The sequence below is a fragment of the Pseudomonas sp. PLB05 genome (assembly GCF_021106615.1).
In the GTDB taxonomy this organism is placed as follows: Bacteria; Pseudomonadota; Gammaproteobacteria; order Pseudomonadales; family Pseudomonadaceae; genus Chryseomonas; species Chryseomonas benzopyrenica.
Window position 1 is genome coordinate 1,381,356 of the sequence record NZ_JAJOHO010000001.1, and the last position, 21,817, is coordinate 1,403,172.

Annotated in this window: 16 protein-coding genes; 11 read left to right on the forward strand and 5 right to left on the reverse strand. The window is 64.0% G+C overall.

Features of this window, described 5'->3' with window-relative positions; translation table 11 throughout:
• Positions 1 to 36 precede the first annotated feature (36 nt).
• A complete protein-coding gene (locus LRS53_RS06385) occupies positions 37 to 1,260 on the forward strand; it encodes an acyl-CoA dehydrogenase family protein (protein ID WP_231355354.1) in 1,224 nt (407 codons plus the stop codon).
• Between the two features lie 268 nt (positions 1,261 to 1,528).
• Here the strand turns inward: LRS53_RS06385 and tauD are convergent, their stop codons facing one another.
• From tauD to LRS53_RS06410, 5 genes are all read right to left on the reverse strand, one after another.
• On the reverse strand, positions 1,529 to 2,383 hold the full coding sequence (tauD, locus tag LRS53_RS06390; RefSeq protein ID WP_231355355.1) for a taurine dioxygenase: 855 nt from the start codon (positions 2,381 to 2,383) through the stop codon (positions 1,529 to 1,531).
• Between the two features lie 7 nt (positions 2,384 to 2,390).
• Positions 2,391 to 3,203: a taurine ABC transporter permease TauC gene (tauC, locus tag LRS53_RS06395; RefSeq protein ID WP_231355356.1), complete on the reverse strand. Its 813-nt coding sequence runs from the start codon at positions 3,201 to 3,203 to the stop codon at positions 2,391 to 2,393.
• On the reverse strand, positions 3,193 to 3,981 hold the full coding sequence (locus LRS53_RS06400) for a taurine ABC transporter ATP-binding protein (protein WP_231355357.1): 789 nt from the start codon (positions 3,979 to 3,981) through the stop codon (positions 3,193 to 3,195). Before LRS53_RS06400 ends, tauC begins: the two co-directional genes overlap by 11 nt.
• A 70-nt stretch (positions 3,982 to 4,051) precedes the next feature.
• The gene (gene tauA / locus LRS53_RS06405) at positions 4,052 to 4,999 is read right to left on the reverse strand and encodes a taurine ABC transporter substrate-binding protein (RefSeq protein WP_231355415.1); all 948 of its coding nucleotides are present in this window, start codon (positions 4,997 to 4,999) and stop codon (positions 4,052 to 4,054) included.
• 250 nt (positions 5,000 to 5,249) lie between these two features.
• Positions 5,250 to 5,621 (reverse strand): response regulator, encoded by a 372-nt coding sequence (locus LRS53_RS06410; RefSeq protein WP_017639939.1) that lies wholly within the window; start codon positions 5,619 to 5,621, stop codon positions 5,250 to 5,252.
• A gap of 324 nt (positions 5,622 to 5,945) precedes the next feature.
• Here LRS53_RS06410 and LRS53_RS06415 point away from each other — a divergent pair, with 324 nt between their 5' ends.
• From LRS53_RS06415 to LRS53_RS06460, 10 genes are all read left to right on the forward strand, one after another.
• Complete coding sequence (locus LRS53_RS06415; RefSeq protein ID WP_184288476.1) at positions 5,946 to 7,067, forward strand: mechanosensitive ion channel family protein; 1,122 nt, start codon at positions 5,946 to 5,948, stop codon at positions 7,065 to 7,067.
• A 346-nt stretch (positions 7,068 to 7,413) separates the two neighbouring features.
• Positions 7,414 to 8,997 carry a glycogen synthase GlgA gene (gene glgA, locus LRS53_RS06420; RefSeq protein ID WP_231355358.1) on the forward strand — a complete coding sequence of 528 codons (1,584 nt, stop codon included), beginning with the start codon at positions 7,414 to 7,416 and terminating at the stop codon, positions 8,995 to 8,997.
• Between the two features lie 159 nt (positions 8,998 to 9,156).
• Positions 9,157 to 10,962: a malto-oligosyltrehalose trehalohydrolase gene (treZ, locus tag LRS53_RS06425; protein WP_231355359.1), complete on the forward strand. Its 1,806-nt coding sequence runs from the start codon at positions 9,157 to 9,159 to the stop codon at positions 10,960 to 10,962.
• Positions 10,959 to 13,025, forward strand: coding sequence for a 4-alpha-glucanotransferase (malQ, locus tag LRS53_RS06430; RefSeq protein WP_231355360.1), 2,067 nt, complete (start codon positions 10,959 to 10,961; stop codon positions 13,023 to 13,025). The genes treZ and malQ overlap by 4 nt, the downstream gene beginning before the upstream one ends.
• A complete protein-coding gene (gene treY / locus LRS53_RS06435) occupies positions 13,022 to 15,829 on the forward strand; it encodes a malto-oligosyltrehalose synthase (protein ID WP_231355361.1) in 2,808 nt (935 codons plus the stop codon). The genes malQ and treY overlap by 4 nt, the downstream gene beginning before the upstream one ends.
• Positions 15,826 to 16,329, forward strand: a complete 504-nt coding sequence (locus LRS53_RS06440; RefSeq protein WP_231355362.1) for a DUF2934 domain-containing protein — start codon at positions 15,826 to 15,828, stop codon at positions 16,327 to 16,329. Before treY ends, LRS53_RS06440 begins: the two co-directional genes overlap by 4 nt.
• A 249-nt stretch (positions 16,330 to 16,578) precedes the next feature.
• Positions 16,579 to 18,768 carry a glycogen debranching protein GlgX gene (gene glgX / locus LRS53_RS06445; RefSeq protein WP_231355363.1) on the forward strand — a complete coding sequence of 730 codons (2,190 nt, stop codon included), beginning with the start codon at positions 16,579 to 16,581 and terminating at the stop codon, positions 18,766 to 18,768.
• Positions 18,765 to 19,526: an endonuclease/exonuclease/phosphatase family protein gene (locus tag LRS53_RS06450; protein ID WP_017639947.1), complete on the forward strand. Its 762-nt coding sequence runs from the start codon at positions 18,765 to 18,767 to the stop codon at positions 19,524 to 19,526. The genes glgX and LRS53_RS06450 overlap by 4 nt, the downstream gene beginning before the upstream one ends.
• Positions 19,523 to 20,770 carry a cardiolipin synthase ClsB gene (gene clsB / locus LRS53_RS06455; RefSeq protein WP_173147330.1) on the forward strand — a complete coding sequence of 416 codons (1,248 nt, stop codon included), beginning with the start codon at positions 19,523 to 19,525 and terminating at the stop codon, positions 20,768 to 20,770. Before LRS53_RS06450 ends, clsB begins: the two co-directional genes overlap by 4 nt.
• On the forward strand, positions 20,767 to 21,813 hold the full coding sequence (locus tag LRS53_RS06460) for a lysylphosphatidylglycerol synthase transmembrane domain-containing protein (protein ID WP_231355364.1): 1,047 nt from the start codon (positions 20,767 to 20,769) through the stop codon (positions 21,811 to 21,813). Before clsB ends, LRS53_RS06460 begins: the two co-directional genes overlap by 4 nt.
• Positions 21,814 to 21,817 lie beyond the last annotated feature (4 nt).

Genomic DNA, 21,817 nt, shown 5'->3' on the forward strand with positions numbered 1-21,817 from the left:
ATCCCGCCCGACACGACCACAAGGATCTCCTATCCCATGAGCACCCTCTCCGCAGGCTGGGGCGCCGGCCCTTCCGAGCGCCATGCCGAACTCTCAGCGCGCTTCCAGCCGCTGTTCCAGCGCATTCGCGCAGGCGCCATCGAGCGCGAGGTGCAGCGGCGGCTGCCGGTCGAAGAACTGGACTGGCTGAAGGCGGCCGGCTTCACCGCGTTGCGGGTACCGATCGAGCACGGTGGCGCCGGTGTCACGCTGCCAGAGTTGTTCGCCCTGCTCATCGAGCTCGGCGAGGCGGATTCCAATCTGGTCCAGGCGCTGCGCGGTCACATGGGCTTTGTCGAAGGGTTGCTCAACAGCGATGACCAGGCACGCCGCACACGCTGGTTCGCCCGTATTGCCGCCGGTGAAACCCTGGGTCCGGCGTCCAGCGAAGTCGGCGATGCCCGGCGGGCCGAATTCAGCACCCGCTTGCGCCAGGAGGGAGACGCCCTGCTGCTCTCCGGCACCAAGTTCTACACCACCGGTTCGCTCTATGCCGACTGGATCGACGTGGGTGCCACCGACGACGCTGGCGACCGCGTAATGGCCACTGTCCGCCGCGAGACGCCCGGCGTCGAGGTGGTGGACGACTGGAACGGTTTCGGCCAGACCCTGACCGCCAGTGGCACGGCGACCTTCACCAATGTGCGGGTGGAACCCACCGATGTGGTCACCGTGGGCGAGCGCTTCCGCTATTCGCCCGGCTTCTTCCAGGTCTTTCATCTCGCCAATCTGGCGGGCCTGGGCCGGGCCATGAGCAGCGAGGTGGCCGCCGCGGTCGCGGCCCGTACCCGCACCTTCACCATCGGCAACGCCGACCGTGTCAGCCAGGATCCGCAGGTGCTGGCCGTGGTGGGCCAGGTACGCAGCGCCGCCTATTGCGCCGGGGTGATCGCGCTGAAGAATGCCGAGGCATTGCAGCGCGTGCATGACCTCCGGCAAGCGGACGACCAGGCTGCTGAGGACAGCGCCGTGGCACTGGCCGAACTGGAGGTCTGCCAATCGCTCAATGTGGTCACGGACCTGATCATCGACGCCTCCGGCCGCCTGTTCGATGCCTTGGGCGCCTCGGCCACGCTGCGACCCTTGGGACTGGATCGCTTCTGGCGCAATGCCCGCACCCTCGCCTCCCACAATCCGCGCATCTACAAGGATCGTATCGTCGGTGACTTCGCGGTCAACGGCACTCCGCCACCGCCGCAATGGAAGATCGGCGTCGCCTAGGCTGCCGAAGCAGCCGGAAACGCCGACGAGAGCGGCCCTGCCCCGCTGTTCGCCGCCCCCGGCGATGCTTTAAGCTCGCCGGCTTTCTCCCAGGAGCGGTGTCACGGAAAGGTCGCGCAGCAATCGTCAGGCCATGTGGAAGGCTATCAAGGATCCGCGCTTCATCCCTGTCGTCGTGGCGGCGGTGTGCATCGTGCTGTTCTTCGTCCTGGGGCTGGTCGACGTCCTGGGCAACTGATCCCGCCGCTCCCGGTCGCGGCACGCGCCATCACCGCGCCTCGCCAGGGCCACGCGGACGGTCACCCAGAATGGTCGCCCGGTGCATCACGCGGCGCTGAGGACGATAGTCGTCACAGGCATAGTGCTGGGTGATGCGATTGTCCCAGAAGGCCAGGTCGCCCGCCCGCCATTGCCAGCGCACCTGGAACTCCGGTCGGGCGGCGTGGGCGAACAGCAGCTGCAGCAGCGCATCGCTTTCGGCCTCTTCCAGCTCGTGGATCCGAGTGGTGAAGCCGGCGCTGACGAACAATCCCTTGACCCCGGTTTCCGGATGTACCCGTACCACCGGATGGCGTACCGGCGGATTGGCGGCGCGTGCCGCGTTGAAGCTTTGCAGGCCTTCCACGGTATGGCCGAAGCGTTCCAGTGGAAAGGACTTGCTCAGGTCGTGCCAGGCGCTCAGGCCGTCGAGCCATTCGTGCAGCGGCGCGGACAAGGCCGCATAGGCCGCCGAATTGCTCGCCCAGAGGGTGTCGCCGCCGTACGCCGGCACCTGGCGTGCGCTCAGCAGCGATCCCAGGGGCGGCGTCTGGATGAAGGTGACGTCGGTATGCCAGAGCGCATTGTCCCGCAGATCGTTCAACTCGGTATCCAGCACCAGGATTTCCTGCTGCTCGGGATGCTTGGGATAGATCGGATGGATGTGCAGATCGCCGAAGTGGGCGGCTACGTCCCGTTGCTGGCGAGGCGTGAGCAACTGGTCACGGAGGATCAGCACCTGGTGCTCCAGCAATCCCCGATGCAGTGCGACATGGCTGGCAGGATCCAGGGCCTCGCGCAGATCCAGGCCATGGACGCGCGCACCCAAGGCAGAGCCGAGACGTTCGAAGGTGATGGCCATCATGAGCTCCTCAGCGCCAACCGGCATAGCGTCGCTGCAAGGCGCGCAAGCCGAGCTCGATGGACAGCGCGATGCTGGCGATCAGCAGGATGCCCACCACCACATCGGTGGCCATGAATTGCGCCGCCGATTGCACCATGAAGCCCAGGCCGCGATTGGCGGCGATCAGCTCGGCCGCCACCAGGGTTGACCAGCCCACGCCCAGGGCGATACGCAGACCGGTGAGAATGTCCGACAAGGCGCTGGGGAGGATGACGTGACGCACCACCTGCCCTCGCGACGCGCCCAGGCAGCGCACTGCCTGGAGACGCGCTCGATCGACCCGCCGCACCCCGCCCACGGTGGCGATCAGCAACGGTGCGAACAGCGCCAGATAGATCAGCAGCACCTTGGACAACTCGCCGATACCGAACCAGATCACCATCAGCGGCAGATAGGCCAGCGGCGGGATCGGTCGATAGAACTCCACCAGCGGATCCAGTGCGGCATTCAGCGTGGGATTGAGGCCCATGGCGATACCCAGGGGCACCGCGGTCAACACGGCTGCCAGTAGCGCAGCCAGGACTCGCAGGAGGCTTGTGCCCAGGTGTTGCCAGAGGCTGGCATCCAGGTAGCCCTCGGCGAGCAGCCCCTGCAGGGCGACCAGCAGTTGCTCGGGCGACGGCAGGAACAGGGTGTCCACCCAGCCCAGATGGGTCGCGCTCCACCAGAGCGCCGCCACGCCGGCCAAGGTGCCTAGCGCCGCCACGCGACGGCGATCCAGGCGCAATCGACGGCGCTCTCGGGAGTCTTGCAGAGTGGAAACGAGGGTGTCAGAGGACATGATCGGGCGACTCCTGCAGAAAGAGGTCGAGCAACTCCTGGCGCAGCTCGGCGAAACGGGGATCGGCCTTGATCTGGCGAACGGGCTCCCCTGCCAGATAACGGCGGGCGAAAGGCACGTCCAGGCGCCGCACGATGCGCGCCGGCGGCCCGTCCAGCACCAGCAGTTCGGTGGCCAGAAACAGCGCCTCATCGACGCTGTGGGTGATGAGGAACAGGCCCTTGCCGGTGCGCTTCCATACCTCCAGCAGCAGCACCTGCATCCGTTCCCGGGTCAGGGCGTCGAGGGCGCCGAAGGGTTCGTCCAGCAGCAGGAAATCCGGATCCACCGCCAGGGCGCGGGCGAGCCCCAGGCGCTGGCGCTGCCCCCCGGACAATTCGCCGATGCCATGGCCGGCATGGTGCGCCAGCCCGACCAGGTCGAGCATCCCGCGGGCCTTGTCCTCGCGTTCACGCCGGCTCAACCCCCGCAGGCGCAAGCCGAGCGCGACATTGTCGAGGGCATTGAGCCAAGGCATCAGGGCATCGTCCTGGAACACCACGCCGCGCTCGCCGCCCGGTCCCGCCAAGGTACGACCATCGAGCTGCACACGCCCCGCGTCCAGCGATTGGAACCCGGCGAGGACGTTGAGCAGGCTGGATTTGCCGCAGCCGGACGGCCCCAGTACCACCAGGGAAGCGCCCTTCTCCACCGCGAGGTCGAGCTGCTGCAAGATCGGTTGACGGCGACCACCGCGGACGAATCCGAGACTGGCCTGTTCCAGGGTGAGTCGACTCATGACTGGCTCCTGACGGCAGGGAAAAAAAGCCCCTCCAAAGAGGGGCGAGTCGTGGCTTGAAGAAGGGTCGTTACTGGGCCGCGCGGACGTATTCGGCGCTGACATAGGGCGAGTAGTCGTCGAGCACCGTGGGAATGCGCTTCTGTTCCTTGAGGAATTCGGCGGTACGAGCGATGGCCTTGGCCGTGCCACCACCGAGCAGCTCAGGGCTCAGTTGGGCCTCGGCGTCCGGATAACGGGACCCGGCGAGGAGCTCAGGCACATCAGCGGCGTCCGCGCCGGTCAGGCGAGCGATCTTCTTGGCCTGCTCGGACCCGGCGTTCCAGTCCTTGCCGTGGGCCTGATAGTCGGCGAAGGCCTGCAAGGTGACCTTGGCGTACTGGGCGAGGATTTCGGGATGCTTTTCAGCGAAGTCCTTGCGCGCCACCCAGACCTCGAAGGTCGGTGCCCCCCAGCTGCCTACCTGGGCCGCATCGGCGAGGACCTTGCCGTTCTTCTTGATCTCGCCCAATGCCGGTGACCAGACAAAGGCGCCATCGATATCGCCCCGGCGCCAGGCGGCGGCGATCTCGGTGGGATTGAGATTGACGATCTTGACCTTGGTCGGGTCCACGCCCCAGTGCTTGAGCGCGCCGAGCAGGCTGTAGTGCGAGGTGGAGACGAAGGGGGTGGCGATGGTCTTGCCAACCAGTTGCTCCGGTTGGTCGATACCGCTGCCATTGCGCACCACCAGGGCTTCGGCGGAATCGATTTGTGCGGCCACAAGGAAGGTCACCAGCGGCAGCTTGCGCGAGGTGGCCGCTGCCAGGGGGCTGGAACCTAGATTGCCGATCTGCACATCCCCCGAAGCCAGCGCGGCGACGACCTCGGGACCATTGTTGAAACGACGCCAGTCGATCTTGTGACCGACCGCCTTGTCGTAGAGGCCATCGGCCTGGGCGACCTTGGATGGATCGACACCGGTCTGATAGCCCACCACCAGATCGACCGCGGACGCCTGCCCCGCGAGCGCTGCCATGCCTACAGCCAGAACCAGGGATTTGATCAGCGAATTCACAAAGGCCTCCTTGTCGGCAGACGCGCCAAAGCGCGTCCTCGGCATCAACGCGATGCCTGTTGGAGGCCAAGCTAAACGATCTAAAGATCGCTTGATAAATAACTATATGGAATCAGCTTAGGCAGAGAGCCGGAAGGTCATCTACAGGCTGGCAAGGTAACCGTCCCGAACAGCGAGCCGCGGCCTGGAACCAGGCCGCAAGAGACAGGGATCAGCCTTTGCGCTGATTGAGGAAGCGGAAGCAGCCAGCCAGCAGATCGTCGAAGCGCCAGGGCTTGGGCAGATAGTAGATATCGGGGGCGCGTTCGGGCTGGAGTTCTTCGAAATAACCCGAAGAGACGATTATGGGCAGACCCGGCAGCTGCTGCTTGACGCGGCGCGCCAGCTCCAGACCATCGATGGCACCTGGCATGCGGACATCGGTGATCAGCAGATCCGGCGTCGGACGCGCACTCGACAGGTACTCCCAGGCTTGATCCGCGGTACCGAAGGTGCGCACCTGAAAGCCTTCACCTTCGAGCACCTCTTCCATCAGCCCGAGCAACATGTTCTCGTCTTCGACGACCACTACCACTGGTTTCATAAATCCGCTCGATCTCCGCAGGTCCGCCATCTGACTGGACGTATCTCGTTGGGGCGCGAATTCTACTCCTATCTCGCGTCAGCTGCGCAGTCTCCCCTGAGCTTAGCCGTGTGGTGCGACATCCTGCCTCACTGATTACAAAAAAATTGTCCGGTAACCAAAGCCTTTTATTTGAGGGGTGGTATTACTATAAAGCCTGGTTCCTCCAGGGAACCGTACCGGAGCCCCTAAGTCGGAAAACAGGTATCTCGAAAGGCTCCCTCGCGATTCCGGCGTGTCAGCTTTTCAGGATCACGGGGAGCCGTCTGCCGGAGGAAAATGCGCATGACGGCCATCGATTGGACGGGTTGGCTCAACGCCCCCTGGATCACCACGCTGATTGCGGCGGCGGTCGCCCTGCTGATCAGTATCATCGCCCTGACGCTGGCATTCGCCGCCGTCCGCCGCCTGGCCAGTCCCTTCCTGCTCGCTCGCAACCTGGTCAAGTACGCAGAAAAACCCGCACGCCTCGCCGTACCCTTGGTGGTGCTCCAAGGTGTCTGGAATTCCGCACCCGATGCCCTGCCACTGTTGCGCGCCGTACAGCACGTCACTGGTCTACTGAGCATCGCTGCCTTTACCTGGCTGGGCCTCCGGGCGGTCAAGGCCGTCGGGGCCACCATCGCCCTGCGCAATCCGGTGGATGTGGTGGACAACCTGCGGGCCCGCCGGATTCAGACGCAGAACCGGGTGCTGGTACGCAGCCTCAGTTTTATCGTGCTGCTGGTGGGTATCGCCTTGATGCTGATGACCTTTCCGGCGGTGCGCCAAGTAGGTGCGAGCCTGCTCGCCTCCGCCGGTGTCGCCGGCCTGGTGGCGGGCATCGCCGCGCGCCCGGTCCTGGGCAATCTCATCGCCGGCCTGCAGATCGCCGTGACCCAACCGATCCGGCTGGATGACGTGGTCATCGTCGAGGGTGAATGGGGGCGCGTGGAAGAGATCACCGGTACCTATGTGGTGGTACGCATCTGGGACGACCGCCGCCTGGTGGTACCCCTGCAATATTTCATCGAAACCCCCTTCCAGAACTGGACACGCTCGTCGTCCAGTCTCATTGGCTCAGTCTTCATATGGGTTGACTATTCCCTGCCGTTGGCGCCGATCCGCACCGAATTGGAACGCGCCTGTGCCGAGGTGCCCCATTTATGGGACGAGCGTGTCTGCGTGCTGCAGGTGACCGATGCGTCCCATGATTCCATCCAGATCCGGGTGCTGGTGAGCTCGGGCGATTCCTCGAAGAACTGGGACCTGCGCTGCTTTGTGCGGGAACGGCTGATCACCTACATCAATCGCGAATTCCCCCTCTGTCTGCCCAAGCTACGGACCGAACTGGGACGCCGCGATGCCCTTCCCACGCCGCGATCCGACGAAAGGCAGGAGCCAGTCGTACGCCAGCCAGAAGTCTGATTTTTCGGCAAATTGCAGCGATCAGGCGCCCATAAAGCGGTTCACCTGGCCCTTATTTCTTAGCGCACCAAGAATGAGCGTCACCTTTTGGGCATGTATTTGGCAACGCGAAGCAAGACCGCAACATTCCCGCGGGAAACTTGTGACGTCGTCCGTGAGTCAGTGCGAGAGCAATCTGGAAATCCGCGAAGCAGTTCTCGCCCAAATCCAGACATCTCAGAAGAGGTGACCGGCAAAAAGGCTGTAGCAGCTCGGCTGTAGGCGTTTTTGAACCAGGAGCATCGAGCTTCAGGAAGAAGCAATCAGGTAAACCTCAGTCTCGAACTTGCTGCATTGGGAGCGCACCATGGCAAATGCCGTCGTGGGGAAATTTGGGGCTCTGGAGCCCGTAGAAACTGCCACTCGCACCACCACATCCAGCTCTCCTCGCAAGCGTGTCGAAGAGCCTCAGCTGACGCTGAGCTCCGTTGTCGAAAGCCGCAAGCGCATTCTTTTCGTGACCCCGGAGATTTCCGATTTCGTCAAGGCCGGTGGCCTGGGCGAGGTTTCGGGCGCCCTGCCGCGCGCCCTCGCGGCCTCCCATGACGTCCGGGTGTTGATCCCCGGTTACCGTCAGGTGATGGCTGCGATCAAGGACCGTGTGCAGATGGTCGGCCGCATCGCTGCCCGTGCCGCCATGCCCGCCTGTGACATTGGTCGCGTCAATCTGGACGACGGGCTGGTCGTCTATGTATTGATCTGTCCCGAGCTGTACGAGCGCTCGGGCAACCCGTACGGCGACCTGAACGGCGCCGACTGGGCTGACAACCACATCCGTTTCGGTCGTCTGGCCAGCGCTGCCGCTGACTTCGCCCTGGGCGACGCCTCGATTCGCTGGATACCGGATCTGCTGCACCTCAACGACTGGCAGACCGGCTTCGCCGCCGGCTACCTGCGCTGGAAGGGTGCCAGCACTCCCTGTCTGACCACCATCCATAACCTTGCCTATCAGGGCCTGTTCCCGGCCTCGGTCATGGCCGACCTGGACATTCCGGCCCACGCCTTCCAGATGGAAGGTCTGGAGTTCTGGGGCAAGGTCTCCTTTCTCAAGGCCGGTCTGGTCTATGCCGACCATATCACCACGGTCAGTCACACCTACGCCCAGGAAATCACCACGCCGGAATTCGGCTGTGGCCTGGAAGGCCTGCTGCAGGTCAAGGCGCGGGACGGCAAGCTGACCGGCCTGCTCAACGGCATCGACGATGGCTGGAGCGCTTGCAGCGATCCGCACCTCTGCCAGCAGTTCCACGAATCCGACTGGGACGGCAAGGCGGTCAACGCCGCCCGCATCCGCGAAGAATTCGGCCTCGAGCCGTCCAATGGCCCACTGTTCGCCGTGGTCTCGCGTCTGGTCCAGCAGAAAGGCATCGATCTGACCATCCAGGCCGCCGATCACATCGTCGCCCGCGGTGGCCAGTTGATGATCATCGGGTGCGGCGAGCCGCATATCGAGCGCCAGGTGCGTGCCCTGGCCCTGCGCTATCCGGGTCGCGTCAGTGCCCACATCGGCTTCTGCGAAACCGAAGCCCGGCGGATGTACGCCGGCAGCGACTTCCTGTTGATGCCTTCGCGTTTCGAGCCTTGCGGCCTGAGCCAGATGTACGCCCAGCGCTTCGCTTCCCTACCGATCGCCACCCGCACTGGCGGCCTGGCCGACAGCATCGAGGACGGTACCACCGGCTTCCTGTTCGCCCCGCTGTCGCTGGAAAACTACCTTGGCGCCATCGACCGCGCCCTGGGTGTGTTCGAACGTCAGGGCCTGCTGCTGGCCATGCGTCACCGGGCGATGCAGGGACCATTTTTCTGGTCCGAATGCGCCAAGCCCTATGCCTCGCTGTACCTCGATCTGCTCCACACCACCGCTCACCAGGAGCGTCACGTCGGCGCCTGAGGCTCGATATGGCTACCAAGCGCTTTTCCTTCGGCAAAAGGCCGACGAAAAGCGCTTCCCCCGCCCAACTTTGAGCAGCTCTCACCGGTCATAACAGCAACTGCGGCCAACTGGGCCGCAGTGTCTTTTCTGCCGTCCGGTTTCGGGAGTTCTCTATCCATGACTGATATTTCGCGCGATGCAGCCGCGGTGACCGGGGGCTATGCCTGGCAGACCCGTGCCGGTGCCACCCTGGTGAGCAAGGACCGCACCCTCTTTCACTTCTGGGCGCCCAGCGCCGACGCCGTGTCGGTGGTCCTGGAAGGTGGCATGACCCTTCCCATGGAAGCCGAGCAAGACGGCTGGTTCGCGGTAGAAGCCCAATGCGGCGCCGGTACCCGCTATCGCTACCAGATCGAGGACCTGCTGGTCCCGGATCCGGCCTCCCGGGCCCAGGCTGGCGACGTGCACGAGCCGAGCATCGTCATCGACCCGACCACCTACCACTGGCGCAGCGTCGAGTGGCAAGGCCGTCCTTGGCACGAAAGCGTCATCTATGAATTGCACGTCGGCACCCTGGGTGGGTTCTCCGGCGTCGAGAAGCTGGTGCCGCGTCTGGCCGCGCTGGGCGTCACCGCCATCGAGCTGATGCCGCTGTCGGAATTTCCTGGTGGCCGCAACTGGGGCTATGACGGCGTGCTGCCCTATGCGGTGGAGGCCTCCTACGGCACCCCGGACGATCTCAAGTCGCTGATCGATACCGCCCACACCCATGGCGTCATGGTCTATCTGGACGTGGTCTACAACCACTTCGGCCCTGACGGCAATTACCTGCACGCCTACGCCGAGCGCTTCTTCCGCGAGGACATCCATACCCCCTGGGGCGCCGCCATCGATTTCCGCCAGGACGCCGTGCGCCGCTACTTCATCGACAACGCCCTGCTGTGGCTGATGGAGTATCGCTTCGACGGCCTGCGCTTCGACGCGGTCCATGCCATCAACGACAAGGGTTTCCTCGAAGAGATGGCCGAGGAGATCCGCAGCACCGTCGAACCGGGTCGCCACATCCACCTGATGCTGGAAAACGAAGACAACACCGCGACCCTGCTCGGCGGCAAGCACTACAACGCGCAGTGGGCGGACGACTGGCACAACGTCATCCACCCCATGCTCACCGACGAGAACGAAGGCTACTACCAGGACTTCACCGAGGACGCCACGGCCAAGCTGGTGCGCTGCCTGGGCGAGGGTTTCATCTACCAGGGCGAGCAGACCCGCCATGGCAAGACCCGGGGTGAACCCAGCAAGGACCTGCCGGCCTCGGCCTTCGTCATCTTCCTGCAGAACCATGACCAGGTCGGCAACCGTGCCTTCGGTGAACGCCTGACCCGATTGGCGCCGGAGCCCGCGCTGAAGGCCGCTACTGCCCTGCTGCTGCTCAGCCCGATGATTCCGCTGCTGTTCATCGGCGAGGAATGGGGCAGCCGCCAACCCTTCCTGTTCTTCACCAGCCACAACGACGAGCTGGCCGAACTGGTCCGCGACGGTCGCCGTAACGAATTCAAGGACTTCGATTTCTTCACCAGCGAAGAGCATCGCCAGCAGATCCCCGATCCGAACGCGCCCAAGACCTTCGAAGACTCCAAGCCAAACTTCGGCGAGGCCGATCAGCCCGATCATGCGGCCTGGGTCGGCCTGTATCGCGAACTGTTGGAGATCCGGCACCGGGAACTCTTTCCGCGTCTGGAAGGCGCCCGTGCCGAGGGCGCCGAAGCTCTGGCCGAGCGCGCCGTGCGGGCACGTTGGCGCCTGGCCGATGGCAGCCGCCTGACCATCGAACTCAACCTGAGCGAGAAGGCCGTGTCGGTGGCTGAAGTACCCCAAGGCCGGTTGTTGCACAGCAGTGACGCCGCCGCCACACCGGTCCGCCAGGACGGGCAGTTGGCCGCCCATTCCGCCCTGGTCTGGCTGGAGGAACAGGCATGAGTGGAGATCGTTTGGAACAGCTGGCCAAGGCCGCCGGTATCGCCATCGAATGGACCGCCTACGACGGTAAGCGCCAACGGGTGACTCCCGAGGCGCTGCGCAATCTGCTCAAGGCCATCGAGCTGCCCGCGGACAGTGATGCTGACATCGACGCCAGCCTGCGCAAGCTGGCCGAGGTCGGCGACAAGGATCATCTGCCCCCCCTCCTCACGGCCGTGGTCGGCAAACCCGTCGGGACACCTGACCAGTTCAAGCGTGGCGTCCGCTATGAGGTGCAGTTGGAAGACGGCGGGCGTCTGGAGGGTCAGGTAGATGACCAGGGCCAGCTCGCACCCATCAGTGCCGTCGGTTATCACCAGGCGGAAATCGGTGGTGAAGCCCTGACCCTGGCCGTTGCGCCGGAGCGCTGCTTTACCATCGCCGACGCCACAGGCGACGAACAGGCCCGCCTCTGGGGCCTGGCTGTGCAGCTCTACAGCCTCAGACGCGACGGTGGCAGCGGTGCGGGCGATTTGCAGGGTCTGGTGCAGCTCGCCAAGGCAGCTGCCGGCAAGGGCGCCGATGCTCTGGCCATCAGCCCGCTGCACGCCATGTTCAGCGCCGATGGCAGTCGCTATAGCCCCTATTCGCCGTCGAGTCGGGTGTTCTTCAATGTGCTCTATGCCGCGCCAGAGCTGGTGCTGGGCGCCGAGCCCGTGCGTCAGGCCATGCAGCGCGCCGGCCTGCAGGCGGAAGCCGAGCGCCTCGAACAGCTAGAGCTGATCGACTGGCCGGCCCTGGCCAAGCTGCGCCTGCGCCTATTACGTACCCTGCACCTGGACTTCCGTACCGCCAGTGGCGATCTGCGCGAGCGCTTCGAGGCCTTCCGCCGCGACGGTGGCGAAGCGCTGGAGAACCACTGCCGCTTCGAGGCGCTGCATGCCTCCTTCACCCAGGGCGATGCCTCGCCCAGCTGGCAGCATTGGCCGCAGCAGTATCGCGATCCCAAGAATCCTGCCGTGGCCGAATTCGCCGAACGCCACGCCCAGGACGTGGAGTTCTATGCCTTTACCCAATGGCTGGCCAGCGAAGGGCTGTCCGCCGCCCAGACGCAGTGCCGCGAAGCCGGCATGAAAATCGGCCTGATCGCCGACATCGCCGTGGGCGCGGATGGGGGTGGCAGCCAGGCCTGGAGTCGTCAGGAAGAGCTGCTGGCCTCGGTCACCGTCGGTTGTCCGCCGGACCTGCTCAATCAGAAAGGCCAGGGCTGGGGCATATCCGCCTTCTCGCCCACCGGCATGATCCAGCATGGCTTCCGCGCCTTCATCGAGATGCTCAAGGCGAACTTCGCGCACGCCGGCGGTGTGCGCATCGACCATGTGATGGGTCTGCAACGGCTCTGGCTGGTGCCCGAGGGTGCCTCCCCGGCCGACGGCGCCTATCTCTCCTACCCCATCGACGACCTGCTGCGCCTGGTCGCCCTGGAGTCCTGGCGGCATCGCTGCGTGGTCATGGGCGAAGACCTGGGTACGGTGCCCGAGGGCTTCCGTGAACGCCTGGCCGAACGCGCCATCATGGGCATGCAGGTACTGCTGTTCGAGCGCGACGACAAGGCGTTCAAGCAGGCCGCGCAGTGGTCGGACACGGCCATGGGCATGCCCACCACCCACGACCTGCCGACGCTCACCGGCTGGTGGCAGGGTCGCGACGCCGACTGGCAGGAAGAGCTCGGCCTGCTGCCCGACGGCACCTCGCGCCAGGACCGGCTCGACGAACGCGCCGAGGATCGCCAATACCTGGCCAAGGTACTGGAACTGGACGACACCCGTGAAAGCAATGTCGAACAAGCCGTCGATGCCGCCATCGATTTCATCGGTCGCACGCCGGCGCCCCTGATCATCCTGCCGGTGGAAGACGCTCTGGGTCAGCTGGAACAGGCCAACCTGCCCGGCACCACCAACGAACATCCCAACTGGCTGCGCCGCTGGGACGCTCCCGCAGAGCGCCTGCTGGACGCCGCCACCCCTGAACGACGCCTAAGCGTGCTGAGCACTGCCCGTAACAATCCGGAGAACACTCGATGAGTCGCTTGCGCGCTACCGTACGCCTGCAGTTCCACAAGGATTTCACCTTCGACGATGCCCTGCCCCTGGTCGATTATTACGCCAAGCTGGGCATCAGCCATGTTTATGCATCCCCCATCACCACCGCGCGCGCCGGGTCCGTGCACGGTTACGACGTGGTCGACCCCACCCGGGTCAACCCGGAGCTGGGCGGCGAAGAGGCGTTGCGTCGCCTGGTGGCCCGCCTGCGCGAGCACGGCATGGGCCTGATCGCCGACTTCGTGCCCAACCACACCAACGTGGGCGGCTCGGAGAACGCCTGGTGGCTGGACATCCTCGAATGGGGCCGGCAGAGCCGCTATGCCGGCTTCTACGACATCAACTGGTACGGACCGGACCCGGATCTACAGGGCCAGGTGCTGCTGCCCTTCCTGGGTGACGCCTACGGCAACGTGTTGCAGGCCGGTGAGCTAAAGCTGGTGTTCGACGCCGAGCAAGGCGCCTTCCGCGTGGAATACTACGCCCACCACTTCCCCATCAACCCGGGTACCTACGGCCAGATCCTGCGCGAGAGCGACCTGCCCCAGCTGAGCCTGTTCGCCGATGCCTTCTCGGCGCGTGCCAAGGACCTTGAAGAAGCCCGCGGCGCCCAGCGCCAGCTGGCGGACGCCGCCAAGGACCCGACCGTGGCAGCCGCCATCGACAAGGCGGTCGCCGCCTTCGACGGTAGCCAGCCGGCCAATCAGGAACGCTTGCACGCCCTGCTGGAGAGCCAGCACTATCGCCTGGCCAGCTGGCGCACTGCCTCGGACGACATCAACTGGCGGCGCTTCTTCGACATTACCGAACTGGGCGGCCTGCGCATGGAACGCCACGAGGTGTTCGAGGAAACCCATTCGCTGATCTTCCGCCTGATCAGCGAAGGCCTGCTCGATGGCCTGCGCCTGGATCACATCGACGGCCTGGCCAATCCGCGCGCCTATTGCCGCAAGTTGCGCCGCCGGGTGGACGACCTCTGTGCCAGTCGTACCGGCGGTGCGCCGGATGATGGCTTCCCCATCTATATCGAGAAGATCCTGGCCAAAGGCGAGCAACTGCGCGAAGGCTGGGGCATCGATGGCACCACCGGCTACGAGTTCATGAACGAGGTCTCGGCGGTGCAGCATGCGGCCAGCGGTGAAGCGCCGCTGCGCCGGTTCTGGGCCGAGCAGACCGGTCGTACCGAGGACTTCCTCGAAGAGGTACGGGAAGCACGGCGCCTGGTGCTCACCGGCGCACTGTCCAGCGAATTCGAATCGGCCGTGCACACCCTGCACCTGCTGGCACAACAGGACTGGCGTACCCGCGACACCAGCCAAGGCGCCATCCGCCGGGTGCTGCTGGAGCTGATCGTGCAGTTCAAGGTCTATCGCACCTATGCTGGCGCGGCGGGTTTCGTCGGCGCCGATGCCCAGTGGTTCGATACCGCGCTGGAGGCCGCCCGCCCCCATGTCAGCGAAGCGGAGCAGCCGCTGCTGGAGCAACTACGCGCCTGGCTGGGTGGCGATGCGCCGCGCCACAAGCCGGTGGGCAGCGTGGCCCGACGCGAACAGCGCCGCGCCATCACCAAATTCCAGCAACTCACCTCGCCCATCGCCGCCAAGGCCGTGGAAGACACCGCCTGCTATCGCTCCGCACCGCTGCTGTCGCGTAACGACGTGGGCTTCGATCCGCAGCATTTCGCCCAGCCGGTCAGCGCCTTCCACCAGGCCAGCGGCTGGCGTGCCGAGCACTTCCCGCGCAACATGCTGACCACCGCAACCCACGACCACAAGCGTGGCGAAGACACCCGCGCCCGCCTGGCGGTGGTCTCGGAACGTCCGGAAGCCTATATCGCCCAGGTCAGTGGCTGGATGGAACAGGCTGCTCCTCTGCGCGGCCAGTGGAACGATGCACCCGCACCGACCCCAGGTGATGAGCTGATGCTCTACCAGACCCTGCTCGCCAGCTGGCCGCTACAGCTGCAGGCCGATGACCCGCAGGGCCTGCAGGCCTATCTGGAGCGCCTGCTGCAGTGGCAGGAAAAGGCCCTGCGCGAAGAGAAGCTGGAGTCCGACTGGTGGGCGCCGAATGGCGACTACGAAGCGGCCTGCAAGGCCTTCTTGGAAGGCCTCCTCACCGACGACAAGTATCTTGCCCTACGCCGCGAGATCGTTGCCGCCGTCCGTGAACTGGCTCCAGCCGGTGCCCTGAACGGCCTGGTGCAGATGTTGCTGCGCAATACCGCGCCCGGCGTGCCCGACCTTTACCAGGGTGGTGAATTCTGGGATTTCAGCCTGGTGGAGCCCGACAATCGCCGCGCCGTGGATTACGCCCCGCGGCAGCAGGCCCTGGCCAAGCACACCGCTGCCGACACGGCTCTGGATACCTGGCAGAACGGCGAGATCAAACAACAGGTGCTGGCCAGCGTGCTGCAACTGCGCAAGCTGCAGCCACAGCTGTTCACCGAAGGTAGCTACCTGCCGCTGTCCGTTGCGGGCACCCACGCCGATCAGGTACTGGCCTTCGCCCGTACCTGGGAGCAGCAGGCGGTGATCGTCATCGTGCCGGTGCATGCCTCCGACCTGCTGGAGAACAGCGAAACATTGCGCTTTTCTGCAGCAGCCTGGGGTGATACCCGGATAAAACTCCCGGAAACCTTGTCCATGTACCGTTTTGGGGAAACTTTCGCCCCTTCGTCTGTCCATGACCAGAAGAAAGAGCTTTCTGTCGGCGAGGTTCTGGCACGTTTTCCGCTTGGATTGCTCAGCACACAAGACATCACTCAAGGAGCCGTACCGCAATGACCCAAAAAGACGAACGCATTCAGCAGCTCGCCTATCAGATCTGGGAGTCCGAAGGACGGCCGGCCCACGAACACGATCGCCATTGGGAAATGGCGACCCGCCTGTACGAAGCCGAACAGGAAGGCGTGGCCAAGAAGACCGCGACCAAGAAGCCTCGTGCAACCAAGACCACTGCGGGCGCGGACACGCCCGTGGCGAGCAAGGCCCGCACCGCCGGCAAGACCAAGAGTGGCAGCGAAAAGGCGGCCACCGAGGCGGAAGCTACCGGTGAGTCCGTGACCGAGAAGGTCGAGTCGGCTGCCAAGAAGGTCGCCTCCAAGGTCAAGCAGGCGGTCAAGCCCAGTGCCAGCAAAACCACCGCTAGCAAGACCACGGCCAACAAAGCCAAGGCCGATGCCAACGTCGAGGCTACCGGCGTAGGTGTGGCACCGGCTACGCCGAAGAAGCCGCGTGCTTCCCGGGGCAAGGCGACGACGGCCAAGCCCGCCGCCAGCGAGTGATGTGATATTCCGGCCTGGCCACTCGGCCAGGCCTTCTCTCTGCCGCCTCGCTGCGGCGTCTGCGTTATCCCTTGTTTTCTTATTTTTCCTGCAAAAACAACGCTTTGTCGGCTCGCCATGGGAGCTCGGAACTGCGCTGCGCCGGGCCTTTCATATGCAGGTAGCCGGATCTGTATCGATTCAGCCACCGGCAGGTATTGAGAGCCGAGTCAGAGCTACTTCCTTCCTAGCTATCCCGAGAGCGTCGAAATGACTTCAACTGAGTCCAACAAGCCGTTAACCGAAGCAACCACTTTCATCAGTAAGTCCAAGTCTCGTGTTCGTGAAGGCCTGCCCTATCCCCTGGGCGCCACCTGGGACGGCTCCGGCGTGAACTTCGCCATCTTTTCCGCCAACGCCACCAAGGTCGAACTCTGCCTCTTCGACGATGAAGGCAAGGAAGAAATCGAGCGCATCGAACTGCCGGAATTCACCAATGAGATCTGGCACGGCTACCTGCCCGATGCCCGTCCCGGCACCCTCTACGGCTACCGGGTGCACGGCCCGTACGAGCCGCAGAACGGCCACCGCTTCAATCACAACAAGCTGCTGATCGATCCCTATGCCAAGCAGATCGTCGGCGAGCTGGAGTGGAACGACGCCCTGTTCGGCTACACCATCGGCCACGCCGATGGCGACCTGTCCTTTGACGAGCGTGACAGCGCGCCCTTCATGCCGCGCTGCCGGGTCATCGATCCCGCCTTCACCTGGGGCAACACCACCCACCCGCGGGTCCCGCGTGATCGCACCGTGTTCTACGAGACCCACGTCCGGGGTTACACCATGCAGCACCCGGCGGTCCCGGAAAGTGCCCGCGGTACCTTCTCCGGCCTGCAGGAAAGCGAAGTCATCGACTACATCAAGTCGCTCGGCGTGACCTCCGTCGAGCTGATGCCGATCCACTACTTCCTCGATGACAACCACCTGCTGGAAAAGGGCCTGAGAAACTTCTGGGGCTACAACACCCTGGCCTTCTTCGCCCCGCACTCGCGCTACATGGCCAGCCAGTCCATCGGCGAATTCAAGGTGATGGTCGCGCGCATGCACAATGCCGGCCTCGAGGTCATCCTCGACGTGGTCTACAACCACACCGCCGAAGGCAACGAGATGGGCCCGACCCTCTCGCTGAAGGGCATCGACAACGCCAACTACTACCGCCTGATGCCCGATGATGCGCGTTACTACATCAACGACACCGGTACCGGCAACACCCTGAACATGAGCCACCCCTGCGTGCTGCAAATGGTCACCGACTCGCTGCGCTACTGGGCGACCGAGATGGGCGTGGACGGCTTCCGCTTCGACCTGGCCACCATCCTGGGCCGTGAGCCGGACGGCTTCGACGAAGGCGGCGGTTTCCTGCACGCCTGCCGTCAGGATCCGATCCTGGCCGAGACCAAGCTCATCGCCGAGCCCTGGGACTGCGGTCCCGGCGGCTACCAGGTTGGCAACTTCCCACCCGGCTGGATGGAGTGGAACGATACCTTCCGTGATACCGCGCGGGCCTTCTGGAAGGGTGACGAAGACAAGATCGGCGATTTCGCGAAGATCCTCCTGGGCTCCGGCGACAAGTTCAACCGTCGCGGTCGCAAGCCCTACTCGTCCGTGAACTTCGTGACCGCCCACGATGGCTTCACCCTGGCCGACACCGTGTCGTACAACGACAAGCACAACGAGGCCAACGGCGAAGGCAACAACGACGGCCATTCCCACAACCTGTCGTGGAACTGTGGCGTCGAAGGCGAGACCGACGATCCGGAAATCATCGAACTGCGCTATCGCCAGATGCGCAACCTGCTGGCCACCCTCTTCCTGTCCCAGGGCACGCCGATGCTGCTGGCCGGTGACGAATTCGCCCGTACCCAGGGCGGTAACAACAACGGTTACTGCCAGGACAGCGAGATCGGCTGGGTCAACTGGGAGATCAGCGAAAAGAGCGCCGAGCTCCAGGAATACGTGCGCAACCTGATCGACCTGCGCCGTCGCTATCCGCTGCTGCGTCGCAGCCGCTTCTTCACCGGCGCCTACAACGAGGAGCTGGGCGTCAAGGATGTCACCTGGCTGCAGCCCGGCGGCACCGAGATGGGCGACGAGCAGTGGCAGGACGGCAGCAACAAGTGCATGGGCATCCTGCTCGACGGCCGGGCCCAGCCGACCGGTATTCGCCGCAAGGGTGCGGATACCTCGCTGCTGATTCTGGTCAATGCTCATTATGACGTGGTGGATTTCACCCTGCCGGAAGTCCCCATGGGCGAGCATTGGTCCCTGCAACTGGATACCAATCAGCCTGACCTGGATGCCGGCGACGTCTTCAATTTCGGAGACACCTATCAGGTCACCGGACGCTCGGTATTGCTGTTCGAGCTTACCCAGACCAAGCGGAGGAAGCGCCAGGCATGACGAACGCGCAACAGGGTTTTTCGTTCAAGGTCCTGACCATCAACACGCACAAGGGCTTCACGTCCTTTAACCGCAAGTTCATCTTGCCGGAATTGCGCGAGGCGGTGCGGACGGTGTCAGCGGACATTGTCTTCTTGCAGGAGGTATTGGGCACCCACGAAAAGCACCCGTTGCGCTTCGAGAACTGGCCGGCGGCGCCGCAGTACGAGTTCCTGGCCGATTCGATGTGGACCGACTTCGCCTACGGGCGCAATGCGGTCTACCCGGACGGCCATCACGGTAATGCGGTGCTGTCGAAGTTTCCCATCGTCAGTTACGACAACTTCGACATTTCCATCGCCGGTCCGGAAAAGCGCGGGATGCTGCATTGCGTCCTGCGCGTACCGGATCAAGGGGTGGATCTGCATGTCATCTGCGTCCATCTGGGGTTGCGGGAAAAGCATCGCCAGATGCAGATGAAGCTGATCTGCGAACACATCAATTCCCTGCCCAGCGACGCGCCCGTCGTGGTGGCGGGGGACTTCAACGACTGGCGCCAGAAGGCCAACGACATCCTTGGCCAGGGCGCGGGACTCGAAGAGGTGTTCATGAAGACCGCAGGGCGGCTGCCCAAGACCTTCCCGGCGAAGCGTCCCCTGCTCTGCCTGGATCGCATCTATACCCGTAACGTCAGCGTCGGTCGCCCACAGGTGCTGGGCAATCAGCCGTGGTCGCACCTCTCCGACCACGCACCTCTGGCTGCGGACTTTCACCTATGAACTTCGAGTGGCGGGACGGAAACCGCATCGCCTTGCTGGAAAACGGCGAGGACTTCTTTCCCCGGGTCTTCGAGGCGATCCGCGAGGCGGAGCGCGAAGTCATCATCGAGACCTTCATCCTGTTCTACGACAAGGTCGGTCAGGGCCTGCAGCAAGAATTGGTGGCGGCGGCCAAGCGTGGTGTCCAGGTGGACATCACCGTGGATGCCTATGGCTCGCCCGATCTGCCGCGTGATTTCATCGATGAGATGGTCCATGCCGGCGTGCGCTTCCGCTACTACGATCCGCGCCCGCTGGTCATGGGCATGAGGACCAACCTCTTCCGCCGCCTGCATCGCAAGATCGTGGTGGTGGATGGCCGCCTGGGCTTCATCGGTGGCATCAATTACTCCGCCGAGCACCTGGGTGACTTCGGGCCGGAAGCCAAGCAGGACTACGCCGTCGAGGTGGAAGGCCCTATCGTCGACGATATCCATCGCTTCGCGCGCGACGCCATCAACTCGCCTGAGGAAACCCACCGCTGGTGGGGTAAGCGTTCGCAGAAACCGGCCAACAACCGCAACCCGGGCAATGCCCAGGCCCTGCTGGTGTACCGCGACAACGACGAACATCGCGCCGACATCGAAAAGCACTACCTGGAGATGTTGCGCAACGCCAAACGCGAGGTGGTGATCGCCAACGCCTACTTCTTCCCGGGCTATCGCCTGCTGCGGGAGATGCGCAACGCGGCGCAGCGCGGCGTCCGGGTGGTGCTGATCGTGCAGGGCGAGCCGGACATGGCCATCGTCAAGGTCGGCGCCCAGATGCTCTACAACTACCTGGTTAAGGCCGGGGTGGAGATCTACGAATACTGTCTGCGCCCCTTGCACGGCAAGGTGGCGACCATGGACGAGCACTGGTCCACTGTGGGTTCGAGCAACCTGGACCCCTTGAGTCTTTCGCTCAATCTTGAATGCAACCTGATCTTCCATGACCACGCCTTCAACCGTGAATTGCGCGGTCGCCTGGAGACCCTGATCCAGCATCACTGCGAGCACGTCGACAGCAGCAAAGTGCCCAAGCGCACCTATTGGCACCTGGCCAAGACGATGTTGGTCTTCCACTTTTTGCGCCACTTCCCCGCCTGGGTCGGCTGGCTGCCCGGTCATACCCCCAAGATCGAACTGGTGAGTCCACCGGTGCAGCCCGAGCTGGAAACCCAGGACCGGGTCGATTCCCCGATTTCAAGGTATCCCCAACGATGAGCAGCCACAGCGACACCCTGGATCACGCCGACGACCAGGAAGACGGGCAGACTGCCGCCAAGCCGCAGAACGGCCGCTGGGTCCTGGCCAAGAAGATCCTGACCTGGGTGTTTTTGATCGCGGTCGTGGTGCTGCTGGTGATCTACGCCCGCAAGGTCGACTGGGGCGAGGTCTGGAAGGTCTTTACCGGCTACAAGTGGACGACGCTGGCCATGGCCGGTGGCTTGGTGGTGCTGTCCTACATCATGTACGGCTGCTACGACCTCATCGGTCGGGCCTATTGCGGGCACAAGCTGGTCAAGCGCCAGGTGTTCCTGGTGTCCTTCATCTGCTACGCCTTTACCCTCACCCTGAGCACCTGGGTCGGCGGCATCGGCATGAGGTATCGCCTGTACTCGCGGCTGGGTCTTTCCAGCGGCACCATCACCCGCATCTTCTCCCTGAGCATCGCCACCAACTGGCTGGGCTACGTGCTGCTCGCCGGTGGCATCTTCGTCAGCGGTGTGGTGGACATGCCACCTAACTGGTTCGTCGGGGACACCACGCTGCGGCTGATCGGCTTTGGCTTGCTGGCCTTCATCGTCTTCTACCTGGGTGTCTGCGCCTTCGCCAAACAGCGCGAATGGACGGTGCGCAAGCAGCGGCTCGCCCTGCCCTCGCTACGCATGGCTTGCCTGCAACTGCTGGTGTCTTCGGTCAACTGGATGGCCATGGCCGCCATCGTCTATCTCTTCCTGGGCCGCCAGGTGGACTATCTGCATGTGCTCGGCGTACTGCTGCTCTCAAGCATCGCCATGGTCATCGTGCATATCCCGGCTGGTGTCGGCGTACTGGAGACGGTCTTCATCGCCCTGCTGGCCAATGACGGCCTCAGCCAGGGCAAGATCATCGCCGCCCTGCTTGGTTACCGGACACTGTATTTCATCATCCCGCTGCTGATCGCTGCGGTGCTCTATTTCGCCTTGGAAGGTCGTGCCAAGAAGCTCAAGGTGAGCAATGATCGGCGCGAAGAGCGCAAGCAGCAGGAAAAGCACGCCACCTGAGACG